16 protein-coding genes and 2 pseudogenes are annotated in these 12,487 nt (G+C 74.0%); 14 read left to right on the top strand and 4 right to left on the bottom strand.

Annotated elements, in window-relative coordinates; translation table 11 throughout:
• Positions 1-29: 29 nt before the first annotated feature.
• From V5F75_RS17920 to V5F75_RS17910, 3 genes and pseudogenes are all read left to right on the top strand, one after another.
• The gene (locus tag V5F75_RS17920) at positions 30-194 is read left to right on the top strand and encodes a hypothetical protein (RefSeq protein WP_394092817.1); all 165 of its coding nucleotides are present in this window, start codon (positions 30-32) and stop codon (positions 192-194) included.
• 56 nt (positions 195-250) lie between these two features.
• Positions 251-403, top strand: a pseudogene (locus V5F75_RS17915) (phage major capsid protein); the annotation flags it as partial.
• Between the two features lie 301 nt (positions 404-704).
• Positions 705-845, top strand: a pseudogene (locus V5F75_RS17910) (phage major capsid protein); the annotation flags it as partial.
• A 926-nt stretch (positions 846-1,771) separates the two neighbouring features.
• On the opposite strand, the gene V5F75_RS17905 reads toward V5F75_RS17910, so the two are convergent.
• Both V5F75_RS17905 and V5F75_RS17900 read right to left on the bottom strand, forming a co-directional pair.
• Entirely contained in the window at positions 1,772-2,839 is a 1,068-nt protein-coding gene (locus tag V5F75_RS17905; RefSeq protein WP_394036700.1) for a lytic transglycosylase domain-containing protein, read from the bottom strand.
• Positions 2,840-3,813: 974 nt separating this feature from the next.
• Positions 3,814-4,827, bottom strand: coding sequence for a S1 family peptidase (locus V5F75_RS17900; RefSeq protein ID WP_394036699.1), 1,014 nt, complete (start codon positions 4,825-4,827; stop codon positions 3,814-3,816).
• Between the two features lie 72 nt (positions 4,828-4,899).
• On the opposite strand from V5F75_RS17900, the gene V5F75_RS17895 reads away from it, so the two are divergent.
• The 8 genes from V5F75_RS17895 to V5F75_RS17860 are packed head-to-tail and all read left to right on the top strand — an operon-like array spanning position 4,900 to position 8,198.
• Complete coding sequence (locus V5F75_RS17895; RefSeq protein WP_394036697.1) at positions 4,900-5,457, top strand: head-tail connector protein; 558 nt, start codon at positions 4,900-4,902, stop codon at positions 5,455-5,457.
• A 2-nt stretch (positions 5,458-5,459) separates the two neighbouring features.
• Positions 5,460-5,777 carry a phage head completion protein gene (locus V5F75_RS17890; RefSeq protein WP_509212107.1) on the top strand — a complete coding sequence of 106 codons (318 nt, stop codon included), beginning with the start codon at positions 5,460-5,462 and terminating at the stop codon, positions 5,775-5,777.
• On the top strand, positions 5,774-6,082 hold the full coding sequence (locus V5F75_RS17885) for a hypothetical protein (RefSeq protein WP_394036693.1): 309 nt from the start codon (positions 5,774-5,776) through the stop codon (positions 6,080-6,082). Before V5F75_RS17890 ends, V5F75_RS17885 begins: the two co-directional genes overlap by 4 nt.
• A gap of 8 nt (positions 6,083-6,090) precedes the next feature.
• Positions 6,091-6,498, top strand: coding sequence for a DUF3168 domain-containing protein (locus tag V5F75_RS17880; protein WP_394036707.1), 408 nt, complete (start codon positions 6,091-6,093; stop codon positions 6,496-6,498).
• A 22-nt stretch (positions 6,499-6,520) separates the two neighbouring features.
• Positions 6,521-6,928, top strand: coding sequence for a phage major tail protein, TP901-1 family (locus V5F75_RS17875; RefSeq protein WP_394036691.1), 408 nt, complete (start codon positions 6,521-6,523; stop codon positions 6,926-6,928).
• Between the two features lie 12 nt (positions 6,929-6,940).
• Complete coding sequence (locus V5F75_RS17870) at positions 6,941-7,288, top strand: gene transfer agent family protein (RefSeq protein WP_394036690.1); 348 nt, start codon at positions 6,941-6,943, stop codon at positions 7,286-7,288.
• Positions 7,289-7,338: 50 nt separating this feature from the next.
• Complete coding sequence (locus tag V5F75_RS17865; RefSeq protein WP_509212106.1) at positions 7,339-7,539, top strand: rcc01693 family protein; 201 nt, start codon at positions 7,339-7,341, stop codon at positions 7,537-7,539.
• A complete protein-coding gene (locus V5F75_RS17860) occupies positions 7,536-8,198 on the top strand; it encodes a phage tail tape measure protein (protein WP_394036689.1) in 663 nt (220 codons plus the stop codon). Before V5F75_RS17865 ends, V5F75_RS17860 begins: the two co-directional genes overlap by 4 nt.
• A 202-nt stretch (positions 8,199-8,400) precedes the next feature.
• Here the strand turns inward: V5F75_RS17860 and V5F75_RS17855 are convergent, their stop codons facing one another.
• Together V5F75_RS17855 and V5F75_RS17850 are read right to left on the bottom strand one after the other, a co-directional pair.
• Complete coding sequence (locus V5F75_RS17855; RefSeq protein WP_394036688.1) at positions 8,401-8,712, bottom strand: hypothetical protein; 312 nt, start codon at positions 8,710-8,712, stop codon at positions 8,401-8,403.
• A 591-nt stretch (positions 8,713-9,303) separates the two neighbouring features.
• Entirely contained in the window at positions 9,304-10,092 is a 789-nt protein-coding gene (locus V5F75_RS17850) for a hypothetical protein (RefSeq protein WP_394036686.1), read from the bottom strand.
• A 107-nt stretch (positions 10,093-10,199) separates the two neighbouring features.
• On the opposite strand from V5F75_RS17850, the gene V5F75_RS17845 reads away from it, so the two are divergent.
• From V5F75_RS17845 to V5F75_RS17835, 3 genes are read left to right on the top strand one after another with little or no spacing between them, the layout of a single operon-like run.
• Positions 10,200-10,841, top strand: a complete 642-nt coding sequence (locus tag V5F75_RS17845; RefSeq protein ID WP_394036684.1) for a phage distal tail protein, Rcc01695 family — start codon at positions 10,200-10,202, stop codon at positions 10,839-10,841.
• A 27-nt stretch (positions 10,842-10,868) separates the two neighbouring features.
• A complete protein-coding gene (locus V5F75_RS17840; protein WP_394036682.1) occupies positions 10,869-11,759 on the top strand; it encodes a phage/gene transfer agent baseplate hub protein in 891 nt (296 codons plus the stop codon).
• Positions 11,756-12,202 (top strand): NlpC/P60 family protein, encoded by a 447-nt coding sequence (locus V5F75_RS17835; protein WP_394036681.1) that lies wholly within the window; start codon positions 11,756-11,758, stop codon positions 12,200-12,202. The genes V5F75_RS17840 and V5F75_RS17835 overlap by 4 nt, the downstream gene beginning before the upstream one ends.
• Positions 12,203-12,487 lie beyond the last annotated feature (285 nt).

The following is a 12,487-nucleotide window of genomic DNA, read 5'->3' as shown; positions in this document are numbered from 1 at the left end:
GCACGGCGCGCCGCCGGCTCTTGCTGTGCTTGTCTCGCCTTCGCTTCTGCCTGAATGTGGACCGGGCGTGCGTGCGGGTGCTGCGCGATCTCTTCTCCGCCAAGCCCTGCGTGCTGTTCCACACCACAGAGTGCCCTGGCGGCGGCATCATGGATTTCGATGCCGCCACGCTGCTGAAGTTCGCCGCGGGCTGAGGGGGAGGAGGTGGCGCCCCGAACCGCCGCCCCGCCGGGTGGGCCTGCCTCGCCTCCGCGTCTATCTGGTAGTGGACCGGGCGGCCCTACGGGTGCTGCGCGATCTCTTCTCCGCGAACCTCTGCGTGCCGTTCTACACCACGAGGCGCGTGGACGGCGGCGGCATGGATTTCGACGCTGCCAAGCTGCTGAAATTCGCCGCGAGCTGAGGGAGGGCGAGGTGGCGGCGCGGACGGCGCGCCGCCACTTCCCTGGTTTGAACCTGTATCGCCTTCGCTTCTGCCCGGTGATGGACCGGGCGGCGTGCGGGTGTTGCGCGATCCCTTGTCCGCCAAGCCCTGCGTGCTGTTCCGCACCACGGAGTGCCTTGGCGGCGGCATGGATTTCGACGCCGCCAAGCTGCTGAAATTCGCGGCGAGCTGAGGGAGGGCGAGGCGGCGGCGTGGACCATCTCCCGTCCGGTGCCACCGCCCCATTGGCTTGAGCCGGTATCGCTCTCGCTTCTGCCCGGTGGTGGACCGCGCGGGCACGCGGGTGCTGCGCGATTCCTTCTCCGCCAAGCCTTACGAGCTGTTCTACACCACCGAGTGCCGTGGCGGCGGCATCGTGGATTCCGACGTCGCCAAGCTGCTGAAGTTTGCCGTGAGCTAAGGAGGGTAGGGGGCGGCGCGGACCTGTTCCCGTCCGATGCCGCCGTCCCCTTTGGCGCGGCGTTTGTCCGGGCTGCGATCCGGAGGTGCCGGTCTGTCCGCCCGGCGGTCCTGCTCCCGGCGCGGCGCCTCCTGTCCTGCACCAGCGGCCCGCGCGGCGCTTGCGGAATGGTGTCTCCGGCTGATCTCGACTCGCCCCTCCTTGGAACCCTGCGATAAGGCCTGCAATTCCACATGCCCTCAAGGATGGCGCGGCGGCGCCACTGCACGCGTGGGTTCCCGCGCCGGGTGTTTCGGACCTCCGCGATGCGGGGCCGGTGGCCGCTTCTCGCCTGCGCCTTCGCAATGGCGGCCGACACGGGCCAACGGTGGCCCACAGCGGCTCTCCTCGCGCGCGTTCGTCCCACGCGCGCTCCAAGAATGCGGTGTTTAGCGCGGGGCCGGGGTCTCCGCATTGCGCGTCCGGGTTCCCGCGCGTGTCGGCGGTCGCACCGCCGCGCATGGCGAACAGGGGCCGCCGGCCATGTGCACCTTCGTTCCACGCGCGCGCCGAGAATGCGGTGTTCGGCGCGTGGCCGGAGTCTCCGCATCGCGCGTCCGGGTCCGCGCGCGTGTCGGCGGTCGCACCGCCGCGCATGGCGCAGGGACCGCCGGCCATGTGCACCTTCGTTCCACGCGCGCGCCGAGAATGCGGTGTTCGGCGCGTGGCCGGGGTCTCCGCATCGCGCGTCCGGGTCCCCGAGCGTGTCGGCAGACGCACCGCTGCGCATGGCGAACAGGGGCTGCCGCCGGCCGTATGTGCGTTCGCCCCACGCGCGCGCCAAGAATGCGGTGTTTAGCGCGGGGCCGGGGTCTCCGCTTTGCGCGCCTGGGCTTCGGTGCGCACCAGCCGACCTGTCGCCGCGCGATGCGGAGCGGGGCTGGCGGTCAGTTCGGCAGCACGATGCAGGGGCCGCCAGCCTTGCGCAGGCGACTGCAGAGGGCGTTCGCCTCGGCGCGGGTCTGTGCCGGCAGGCGCACGCGGTAGAAGGTTCGCGCGCCGCGCCCGGCCATGCGGGTGGCGATGATGACCGGCACCGCATCGCCGAACACGGCCTGGTATTTATCCGCCGCCCGCCGGAAGGAGGCGAGCGCGAGGTCCTTCGAGAAATTGCCCGAAACCTGCACGCCCCAGGGCGCGAACAGGGCGTTGGGTCTGGCTTCCGGCGCGGGCGCGCCCAGGCGCAGGGTGGCGAGGGTGGTGAGGCAGGGCGCGTCCGTTTCCGGCCGGGGCGCCTCGCCTCGCCGCTTCAGCGCTGCCCAGTCCTCGGCCGTGCGGCCGGTGATGAGGCGCACATAGGTGCGTGTTTCCTGCGGCAGGCCGCCGCCGGCCAGGAAGCCGGAGACCCGTCCCGGCCCCGCATTGTAGGCCGCCGCCGCGAGGCCGAGGTTGCCGAACTGGCGCTCCAGGTCCGCCAGCAGCGCCGCCGAGGCGGGAATGGCCTCCTCTGGATCGAACGGGTTCGAGAGCCCGCGCTCGCGGGCGGTGCCGGGCATGAACTGGGCGATGCCCTGCGCCCCGGCGCGGCTCACCACATGGGGCCGGAACGAGCTTTCGCGCCAGATGAGCCGCGTGAGGAAGGCCGCCGGCAGCCCGGATTTCCGCGCCGCCCCGTCGATGAGGCGGCACAGGGCGGCATCGATGCTCTCGCCCTGCCGCCCGCCTCCGGCTTCCTGCGCCGACGGCGGGGGCTGGACGGCCTGCGTAGCGGCACGCGCCCCGTCTCCGAAGGCTGGTGGCGCCTGCGCCTGGGCGGGAGCGGCGGGCTTGATCGGAGGAGCGGAGGCGGCCCTGCCGTCATCCGCGTCGCCTTCGCTCGTGGTCGTGGCGGATGTTTGCGCCTCCTGCCCGCTTCCGGAAACCGTGGCGGGCGTTCCGCGTGCGCCGGTGGCGGGGGCAACCTGGCCACCGCTGCCGGCCGCGGGGGAGGCGGCCTCAGCCGCCGTTCCACGCACGGGGGAGGCCGGTCGCTGTTGCCCCGGTGCGCGAGGGGCCCCATTGCCGCCGGTTGCCTGTCCGGCGCGCGTCTCGCCATTCGGGTTGCCATCTATGCGCTGCAAGTACGGCTCGGTCGGAGCGGGGGTGGCCGCGCCTTCATCCGCGCCGCTTTCGCTCGCGGCCGCAGCGGATGCAGCCGATGTCAGCCGGTCTCCGGGAGCGGCGACGGATGCGTCGGGGGCGGCGGCCGACTGGCCGGGGCCGCCGGTCGCCGCCTCGCGTGCGGAGGAGGCTGGCTTCTGTTGCTGGCGCGCGCGAGGGCCCCCATTGCCGCCGGTTGCGTGGTTGGCACGCGTCTCGCCATCCGGACCGCCGCCTGCGCGCTGCGCGGTCGGCCTGGTCGGAGCGGGGGTGGCCGCGCCTTCATCCGCGCTGCTTTCGCTTGCGGCCGCAGCGGATGCAGCCGATGTCAGCCGGTCTCCGGGAGCGGCGACGGATGCGTCGGGAGCGGCGGCCGACTGGCCGGGGCCGCCGGTCGTCGCGTCGCGTGCGGAGGAGGCTGGCTTCTGTTGCTGGCGCGCGCGAGGGGGCCCATTGCCGCCGGTTGCGTGGCTGGCACGCGTCTCGCCATCCGAACCGCCACTTGCGCGCTGCGCGGTCGGCCTGGTCGGAGCGGGGGTGGCCGCACCTTCATCCGCGCTGCTTTCGCTTGCGGCCGCGATGGTCGCGTCGGGAGAGGCGGCCGACTGGCCAGGGCCGCCGGTCGCCGCCTCCTGTGCGGAAAAGGCCGGTCGCTGCCGCTGCGCGAGAGATGTCCCATCGCCACCGGTTGAGCGGCTGGCGTGCGCCTCGCCACCTGCGCGCCGGGCGCCCGGTTCTGTGGTCTCGCGGATGAGCAGCAGCCCGGCGCCGGCCGCAAGCAACAGCACCAGGACGGCCACGGCCCCCCGGCGTGCCGCCCGCGTGAGGAGGGGCGACGCCGGGGCCATGGTCAGCGGCCGAGGGGGCTGCCGAGGGCGGCGGCCGTGGCGGTGATCCAGTCCCGGTGGAGGGATACCAGCGTCACCCCCGTGACGCCGCCGCAACCGCGGGCGCCGCCCGGCCCGGTGGCCCAGCCGATGACGCCCGCCACCGCCTCGCCCTGGAAGGCGGGCCCGCCGGAATCGCCGGTGCAGGCGCCGGCCGTGCCCGCAGGCGGGGCGAGGCGCACCATGATGCCGCCGGTGGTGCCGATGGAGGGCAGGCGCACCGCGCGCAGGGTGCCCGCGCTCTTGGTGGCGCCCTCGGCGGTGACGCCGAAACCGGCGAGGGTGAAGTCCGCGCCCTTGGGCGGCAGGCCCTCGGCATCGGTGAGCGCCGCCGGCCGGAAGCGGCCGGGCAGGGGCTCGGCGAGCTTCACCAGCGCGAGATCCGGCGTGGGCCGGCGGGTGCGGAACTGGTCGGCGTTGAAGCGCGGATGAAGCGCCACCCGCGCGGCCGGGAGCAGCTTCGGCGGCCCGTCGTCCACGATGGCCACCGCATAGTCTGCTTCCGGCTCCACGCAGTGCGCGGCGGTGAGCAGCAGGTCCGGTGCCAGCACCGTGGCGGTGCAGGCCGCCCCGCGCGTGGAGACCAGCATGGCCGCATGGGCCGCGATGCCGGCCCCCGCCGGCGCGCCGCCCACCATGGCGCGAGCCGGCACGGTGCCGAACGCAGAGATGCCGAGGAGCGCCGAGACGCCGAAGGCGCGGAGAAGCGCCGGGACTCCGCGAGCGGCCCAGGGGCCCAAGGCCGCTCGGGCGCCAAGCGCCGCCACGGGGCCAAGCGCCGCCACGGGGCCAAGCGTCGCCACGGGGCCAAGCGTCGCCACGGGGCCAAGCGTCGCCACGGGGCCAAGCGTCGCCACGGGGCCAAGCGTCGCCACGGGGCCAAGCGCCGCCATGGGGCCAAGTGCCGCCTGGGCGCCAAGCGCCGCTCGGGGGGCGAGGCCGGAAAGGGACGCGCGCGGGGTGCGAAAACCGTTCATGCGCGCGTTCTGCCGCCGCGTCGGCGCAGCGTCAATGCCTTCGCGGGCCTTCACCCCAAAAGGAGAACGAGCATGGCAGAACTTCTCGCCGGCCCCGCCGCCGAGCCGCTGACCCGCACCGAGGCCAAGGCCTTCCTGCGCATCGACCACGACGACGAGGACACCCTCGTCGATGCCCTGGTCGCCGCCGCGCGCCGCGCGGTGGAGGCGGCCACCGGCCGGGTGCTGCTGGAGCAGACCTGGCGCTTCACACGCGCGGGCTGGCCGCTCAGCGGCGTCATTCCCGCCCCGGTGGCGCCGGTCTCGGCCATCCTCTCGGCAGAGGTGCGCCTTCCGGGCGGCGGCACCCTCGCGGTGCCCGAGGGCGCGCTGCACCTGAAGGCGGACCGCGCGCCCGCGCTGATCCATGTGGACACCGCGCGCGTGCCGCAGGCCGCGCCGGGCGGCATCGTCATCACGGTCAAGGCCGGCTATGGCGCCACGGCGGCCGAGGTGCCGGCGGACCTGATGCAGGCGGTGCGGCTGGTGCTCGCCCATTTCTACGAATACCGCGACGGCTCGGGCGAGGCGCAGGCGCTGCCCGCCACGGTGGCGGCGCTGCTCTCGCCCTACCGCCTGGTGCGGCTGTGAGCGTGGCGGCGGCCCTGCGCCACCGCCTGGCGCACCAGACGAGCGTGGACCAGCCCGACGGCGTTGGCGGCGTCACCCGCGCCTTCATCACGGTGGACATGCTGTGGGGATCGGTGGAGGCGCTCTCCACCGAGTTCGGCCTGGGCGAGGAGCGCCCGCGCGCGGCCCAGGTGATGCGCATCACTGTGCGCGCGCCCAACACCATCGCGGTGGGCGACAGGCTGCTCCTGGGCGCGCGGGTGTTCCACGTGGAGGCGACGGGCGACGCCGACGGGCGCGGCCGCCTCACGCGCTGCCGCTGCCGGGAGGAGCAGCCATGAAGCCGTCCTTCACCGCGCGTGGGGCCGAAGGGCTGGCCGCGCGCCTCGCCGCCCGCGCCCTCGCGCCCGCCACGGCGGCCCTCGCCGCGCGGGCGGCAGGCGACCTTTCCGCGCGGATCACCGTCGCCACCGGCGCCGCGCCCCGCCTTGCCGGCACGCCGGAGCGCCCGGTGGTGCGCGTCGCCGACCCGGTGGTGCTCGCCAGGGTGCGCGGCGATGCCGTGCGCGAGGGCGACCCGGTACTCGACCGGGTGCGGCTCGATTTCGCCCGCGGCCGCGCCCCGGCCGGGAAGGAGACCCCGTGAGCCCGCCTTTGACCAGCCCCGCCCTGAGCCTGCGCAGGGCCATCCACATGGCGCTCTGCGCCGATGCCCCGCTCCTCCTGCTGCTCGGGGGCCCGCGCGTCCACGACGTGCCGCCCCGCGAGGCGGAGTTCCCCTTCGTGGCCCTGGGGGAGGCGGTGGTGAGCGACTGGTCCACCGCCACCGAGGCCGGCAGCGAGCAGGCGCTCACCCTCCATGCCTTCTCCCGCAGCGGCGGGCGGGCGGAGGCCTTCGCCCTCGCCGCCGCCGTGGGGCAGGCGCTGCACGATGCGCCGCTGGCGCTCGATGGCCACCGCCTCGCCAACCTGCGCGCCACCACCAGCGAGGTGGTGCGCGAGAAGGACGGGCGCACCTTCCACGCTCTGGTGCGGTTCCGCGCCGTCACCGAGCCCCTGTGACGAGACCCGAGGGAGATTTCAGATGAGCGCGCAGAAGGGCAAGGACCTGCTGCTGAAGATCCACGACGGCACGGCCTATGTGACGGTGGCGGGCCTGCGCTCGCGCACCCTCGCCTTCAACGCCCAGAGCGTGGACGTGACCCATTCCGAATCCGCCGGCCGTTGGCGCGAGCTGCTGGACGGGGCGGGCGTGAAGCGCGCCGGCGTCTCCGGCTCCGGCGTGTTCAAGGATGCGGCTTCCGATGCGCTGGTGCGGCGGATGTTCTTCGACGGCACGCTGGCCCCGTGCCAGGTGGTGGTGCCCGATTTCGGCACCCTCACCGGCCCGTTCCAGGTCACCGCCCTGGAGATCGCCGCCGAGCACGACCGCGAGGTGACCTTCGACCTGACGCTGGAGAGCGCGGGCGAGATCGCCTTCGCGGCGCTCTGAGAGGGGGACCTCATGGCCAATATCAGGCGCGGCGAGATCGACGCCGTCATCGAGGGGCGCACGCGCACGCTGGTGCTCACGCTCGGGGCGCTGGCGGAGCTGGAGGCCGCCTTCGGCGCCGCCGACCTCATGGCGCTCGCCGAGCGCTTCGAGCGCGGCCGCCTCGGCGCGCGGGACGCGGCGTATATCCTGTGCGCCGGCCTGCGCGGGGCAGGGGAGGACGTGAGCCTCGCGGAGGTGGAGCACATGCGGGTGGACGGCGGGGCCGCCGGCTTCGTGCGCATCGTCGCCGCCCTGCTCGCGGCCACCTTCGGCACCGGCGAGGCCGCCGGCCCCCCTCCGCCGCCGCAGGATGCCTGAAAGGCGGCCCGCCCGCCGCCACGCCCCCGGCCTTCCCCTGGGCGGAGGCGATGGGGCTCGGGCTCGGCATCCTGCGGCTTTCGCCGGACGCGTTCTGGCGCATGACCCCGCGCGAGCTCGCCTGCGCCGCCGGGGCGCTGGCGCCACGCGCCGCCCCGGCCCTGGGGCGGGCCGATCTCGCGGACCTCATGGCCCGCTTCCCCGATGCGCCGGCCGGCGCGACACGTCATGACACAGGAGCGCGCCCATGACAGAGACCGTCGATATCGCGGTCGCCGTGGACACCCGCGAGGCCAAGGCGGCCTTCGGCGAGATGGAGGTTTCCGCCAAGGGGCTCGCGAGTGCCCTCGGCTCGGCCTTCACCGGGCTCGCGGTGCAGGGCAAGGACCTCGGCGCCGTCATCGAGCAGCTCGGCACGCGGCTCTCCGGCATCGCCCTCACGGCGGCGCTGAAGCCGCTGGAGAATGGGCTCTCCGCATTACTTTCCGGTGCCGCCGGCAGCCTAGGGGGCGGGCTCGCCTTCGCGCGCGGCGGGGTGATCGCGGATGGCGCGGTGCTGCCCTTCGCCAAGGGTGGGGTGCTGGCGGGCGGCGGGGCGCCCCATGCGGGCGAGCCCTTCGCCGGGGCGCGGGTGCGGCCCTTCGCGCGCGGCGGGGTGGTGGCGGCGCCCACCTATTTCCCGCTCGGCGGCGCCGGCTTTGGGCTGATGGGGGAAAAGGGCGCGGAGGCCATCCTGCCCCTGACGCGCGGCGCCGACGGCAGCCTGGGCGTGCGGCAGGCGGAGGGCGGCGCCCGTGCCCAGGTGACGGTGAACGTGGCGACGCCGGATCTTTCCGCCTTCCGCCGCTCCGATGCCTATCTCTCGGGCCTCGTGGCCCGCGCCGTCGCCCGCGCGCAGCGGGGCGCGTGAGGCGCCTCGCCCTCGCCGTCAGGGACGACATGCGGAGCGGGCCGGCGCCGGGTGTCTCACGGAGGCATTCTGCTCACGCGAACAGATGTCCATCTGGCGCGCGGATGCTTCAGGTCAGGCACGGGTGCGCCGGGCAGGGCCTGAGGCTTTGTTCACTGCGTCTCCGGGCACCGGCTCGCGGCGCGCTCGCGCCGGCTTTTCTTCAGCGCGCCTGTTTCCACGGATCGGAAGAGGATGCCTGCGTGTCGCTGCCGGCGGCGCCGAGGGCCGTCCCGGAATTGCCGAAGGATGAATTGCGGGAGACGCCGGTGCCGCTGCCGCCGTCCGCCTGCACCGCGCTGCGCATGCGTACGCAGGTGTCGGAGCCGGGCATGCGCACGAAGCCATCGCCAAGGCTCGCGCAGGGGGAGGCGCCGCCCTTGGCGGGGCTGGCGCTCTGCGCGTGGGCGACGGAGGCGGCGGTCGCCGCCGCGCAAAGGGCCAGGACGGCGAGCGCGCATATCCGCGTTCCCATCCGGAAAGATGTCGCGCCCGGCTGCTCCGTGCGGAGGCCTTCGATGGACATCGCCCGCGATTTCAGTGGCGCGGAGGAAAGCGGCAGGTCGCGAGACGGCATGGAATGACAGCCCTGGAATGGACGTTTCCGGGGACGACGGCGCGCCGTTCCGTCCTCGGCGAGCGGACTATGGCACACCCGGCGGGCTGCACCAATGCTGCCCCAGCGCGAGCCCGTCCACGTCGAGGGAACGCCCGCCGGCGCCTCGCCGGATTCGGCGGGGCTGGCTCCGGAGTTCGTCCATTGCCAATGAGGATGCCTTCGGCGGGGTTTCCACGGCTGGCGCGTGGGGCGCGCGCGGAGGCAGTCGCGTCCACTCGCCGCCACCGCTCGCGGATCGCCAAGTGCGTCACGGCCACTTCGGTTGAGCCCGCGCGGCAGGATGAGCGCGGAGCAGGACGCCGCTCCCCATGCCGGGCGCGTCGCAGCAGGGCGCACGCACGGTGCGCCGCCTGGCCGGGCCTCATCCGCCTGCGGGCCTCGGGCTTCACCCGAGGCGGAGCCTCACGCGGCAACCTTCCCTCGGTATGATCCGAGGGCAAGATCGCGTCACGCCTTGGCGGGGGCGGCCTTCGCCTTGGGCGCGGCCTTCTTCGCGGGAGCGGGTTCGGCCTTCTCGGCCGCCGGCTTCTTGGCGGCCGCGGCCTTCGCCGCGGGTGCCTTCTTCGGCGCGGCGGCATTGGCCGGCTTAGCCACTTCGGCTTCGGGCGCCGCCTTCACCGGTTCGGCCTTCGGCGCGGCGGCCTTCGTGACGACGGGTTTGGCGCTGGCGGGTTTGACGCCGGCCTTGGCCGCCGGTTGCTTCGCGGCGGCGGGCTTCTCGGCGGGCGCTGCGGGAGCGGGAGCCTTGGCCGCCACGGCCTTCGGCGTGGGAGCTTTCGTGGCCGGCGCCTTGGCCGCAGGGGCCTTCACCGCAGGGGCCTTCACCGCAGGGGCCTTCACCGCAGGGGCCTTGGCGACCTTGGCCGGCGCGGGGTCCACGACCGCCTTCGCCGTTTTGGCCGGCGCCGCCTTGGCCGGAGCAGAAGTGGCGGCCGCGCTCTTCGCCGTGGTGGCCTTGGGGGCGGCTTCCTTGGTCTTGGAGATCTTCGTCGCGGCGGGCGCGCTTTCCGCCGGCTTGGCTTTCGCCGCGGCCTTCACCGTGGCGGGCTTCTCGGCGGCGCTCTTGGCGGGCGTCGCTTCGGCGGCGGGTTTCTTCGTGGCGGGCTTCTTGGCGGCGGTTTTGGTGGCCGTGGTCTCAGGTGCCTTCTCGGCGGGGGCTGCCTTCACCGGCGCTGCTTTTTCCGCAGCCGGCTTTTCCGCAGCAGCCGCAGGCTTCTTAGAGGGCTTCGTAGCCATGCATCTGCTCCATCCTCAACGAGGCTATCAAAGTCAAGGCGCCGCCTTCAACTATGTCAAGGCTGTTTCTATTGCTCCGGGTGAAGAAATGGGGACGAGGGGACCAAATGGCTGCCTTCCATGACATTCTGTTTCCCATTGACGTCGCTCTCGGCGCCTCCGGCGGTCCCGAGCGGGTCACGGAGGTGGTCACCACCGCCACCGGGCGCGAGGAACGCAACACGCGGCTGGCTGATTCGCGCCACCGGTGGGATGCCGGCTACGGGGTGAAGACCCTCGCCGCCCTCTCGGAAGTGGTGGCCTTTTTCGAGGAGCGGCGCGGGCGCCTTTACGGCTTCCGCTGGCGCGATCGGCTGGACCATTCCTCCGCTCCGCCGGGGCACGCGCCAGGCCCGCTCGACCAGCTCCTCGCCATCGCCGATGGCGCCACCGCCGCCTTCGGCCTCGCCAAGACCTATGGCGCCTTCCACGCGCCCTATGCGCGGCCCATCGCCAAGCCGGTGGCGGGCACCGTGCGCGTGGCCGTGGACGGGGTGGAGCAGGTGGAGGGCACGGCCTTCTCCACCGATGCCGCGGGCGGGCGCGTCCTCTTTCTTCCGGGCCATGCGCCGCCGGCCGGCGCGGCCGTGACCGCCGGCTTCCTGTTCGACGTGCCCGTGCGTTTCGACACGGATTTCCTGGAGGTGAACCTCTCCGCCTTCGCGGCCGGGGAGATCCCACGCATCCCGGTGATCGAGATCCGCCTCTGAGCCCGCCCCCACGCTTCGGAGAAAACCATGCGCAGCCTTCCCCCCACGCTCGCGGCCAGCCTTGCCGGCGGCGCCACCACCCTGTGCCACGGCTGGCGCCTCACCCGGCGCGACAGCATGGTGCTGGGCTTCACCGACCATGATCGCGACCTGCCCTTCTCCGGCCTCGTGCTGAAGGCGGCCTCCGGCGTCGCCGCCTCCGAGAGCGCCGCCGCCGAGGGGCTGGCGGTGACCGGTGCCGAGCTTTCCGGCGCCCTCAGCGCCGATACCCTCACCGAGGACGACCTTGCCGCCGGGCGCTATGACGGCGCCGCGGTGGAGCTGTTCCTCATCGATTGGCGCGACCCGCAGGCACACCTGCTGCTGCGCGCGGGCACCATCGGCGAGGTCAGGCGCGAGGATGGCCGCTTCACGGCCGAGATCCGCGGCCTTGCCGATGCCTTGAACGAGGCCCGCGGGCGGGTCTACGGCACGCGCTGTGACGCCGACCTGGGCGATGCGCGCTGCGGGGTGAACCTCGCCACCCCGGCATGGTCCGCCAGTGGCACGGTGGGGGCGGTGGAAGGCGCGCTGCGGCTGGCGGTGGAGGGGCTCGCGGCCTTCCCCACCGAGACCTTCGCGCGCGGGCGGCTCACCTTCACCTCCGGCGCCAACGCCGGTTTCGCCACCGAGATCAAGAGCCATACGCTGGAGGGCGGCCGCGCCCGCCTGCGGCTGTGGCAACGCCCGCCGGTTCCGGTTTCCGTGGGCGACGGGGTGGCCGTGACGGCCGGTTGCGACCGGCAGTTCGCCACCTGCCGCGACCGCTTCGCCAATGCCGCGAACTTCCGGGGCTTTCCGCATATGCCGGGCAACGATTTCGTGGTCTCGGTGGCGGTGCCGGGCGAGGGCGGATACGACGGAAGCCTGCTGGCATGACGGCGCCGCTCACCGGCGCCGCGCTGGTGGCCGAGGCCCGCGCCTGGATTGGCACGCCCTATCGCCACCGCGCTTCCCTGAAGGGCGTGGGCGCCGATTGCCTGGGCCTGGTGCGGGGGGTATGGCGCGCCTGCGTCGGCCCCGAGCCCGAGCCGCTGCCGCCCTACGCGCCGGACTGGGCCGAGGCCGGACGCCGCGAAACCCTGGCCGACACCGCCCGCCGCCACCTGCTGCCGGTGGAGCCCTTTGCCGCGCGCCCCGGAGACGTGGTGCTGTTCCGCTTCCGCGCCCATCTGCCGGCCAAGCACGCGGCCATCCTCAGTGGCGAGGACCGCATGATCCACGCTTATGATGGCGTCAGCGTGTGCGAGAGCGCGCTCACCCCCTGGTGGCGCCGGCGGCTCGCCTTCGCCTTCCGCTTCCCCGGCCTCGCCGATCCGTAGGGCGGATTGGCCGGAGGGATGAGGGCGCGCCATCCATTCCCTCTCCCGCCTGGGGGCCGGTGGGCGCGGTCGAGGACGGATCGAGGCGGTGGCGGCATCGTTCGCCGAGGGGGGCAAGGCCGGGGCTCAGATCCGGCGGCTCAGACCTTGCGCTTTCCTCCCGCCTCTCCAGCCCTTCCCTGCAAGCGGGAGAGGGGCCGGGCGCGACCAGGAACCTCGAATATCGATCCGGCCTGGGCGGGCCGATGGCGGGAACCACGCATGGGCGGCGGGTTCCAGCCCCCA

This window comes from Xanthobacter albus (assembly GCF_043194895.2).
GTDB lineage: Bacteria > Pseudomonadota > Alphaproteobacteria > Rhizobiales > Xanthobacteraceae > Xanthobacter.
This window is presented reverse-complemented; position numbering and strand designations above follow the sequence as displayed.

Bases quoted from the DNA above. Each gene is read 5' to 3' on its own strand.
- V5F75_RS17900 (WP_394036699.1), bottom strand. From the start codon at position 4,827: ATGAACGGTTTTCGCACCCCGCGCGCGTCCCTTTCCGGCCTCGCCCCC.
- V5F75_RS17895 (WP_394036697.1), top strand. From the start codon at position 4,900: ATGGCAGAACTTCTCGCCGGCCCCGCCGCCGAGCCGCTGACCCGCACC.
- V5F75_RS17885 (WP_394036693.1), top strand. From the start codon at position 5,774: ATGAAGCCGTCCTTCACCGCGCGTGGGGCCGAAGGGCTGGCCGCGCGC.
- V5F75_RS17875 (WP_394036691.1), top strand. From the start codon at position 6,521: ATGAGCGCGCAGAAGGGCAAGGACCTGCTGCTGAAGATCCACGACGGC.
- V5F75_RS17870 (WP_394036690.1), top strand. From the start codon at position 6,941: ATGGCCAATATCAGGCGCGGCGAGATCGACGCCGTCATCGAGGGGCGC.
- V5F75_RS17865 (WP_509212106.1), top strand. From the start codon at position 7,339: ATGGGGCTCGGGCTCGGCATCCTGCGGCTTTCGCCGGACGCGTTCTGG.
- V5F75_RS17860 (WP_394036689.1), top strand. From the start codon at position 7,536: ATGACAGAGACCGTCGATATCGCGGTCGCCGTGGACACCCGCGAGGCC.
- V5F75_RS17855 (WP_394036688.1), bottom strand. From the start codon at position 8,712: ATGGGAACGCGGATATGCGCGCTCGCCGTCCTGGCCCTTTGCGCGGCG.
- V5F75_RS17850 (WP_394036686.1), bottom strand. From the start codon at position 10,092: ATGGCTACGAAGCCCTCTAAGAAGCCTGCGGCTGCTGCGGAAAAGCCG.
- V5F75_RS17845 (WP_394036684.1), top strand. From the start codon at position 10,200: ATGGCTGCCTTCCATGACATTCTGTTTCCCATTGACGTCGCTCTCGGC.
- V5F75_RS17840 (WP_394036682.1), top strand. From the start codon at position 10,869: ATGCGCAGCCTTCCCCCCACGCTCGCGGCCAGCCTTGCCGGCGGCGCC.
- V5F75_RS17835 (WP_394036681.1), top strand. From the start codon at position 11,756: ATGACGGCGCCGCTCACCGGCGCCGCGCTGGTGGCCGAGGCCCGCGCC.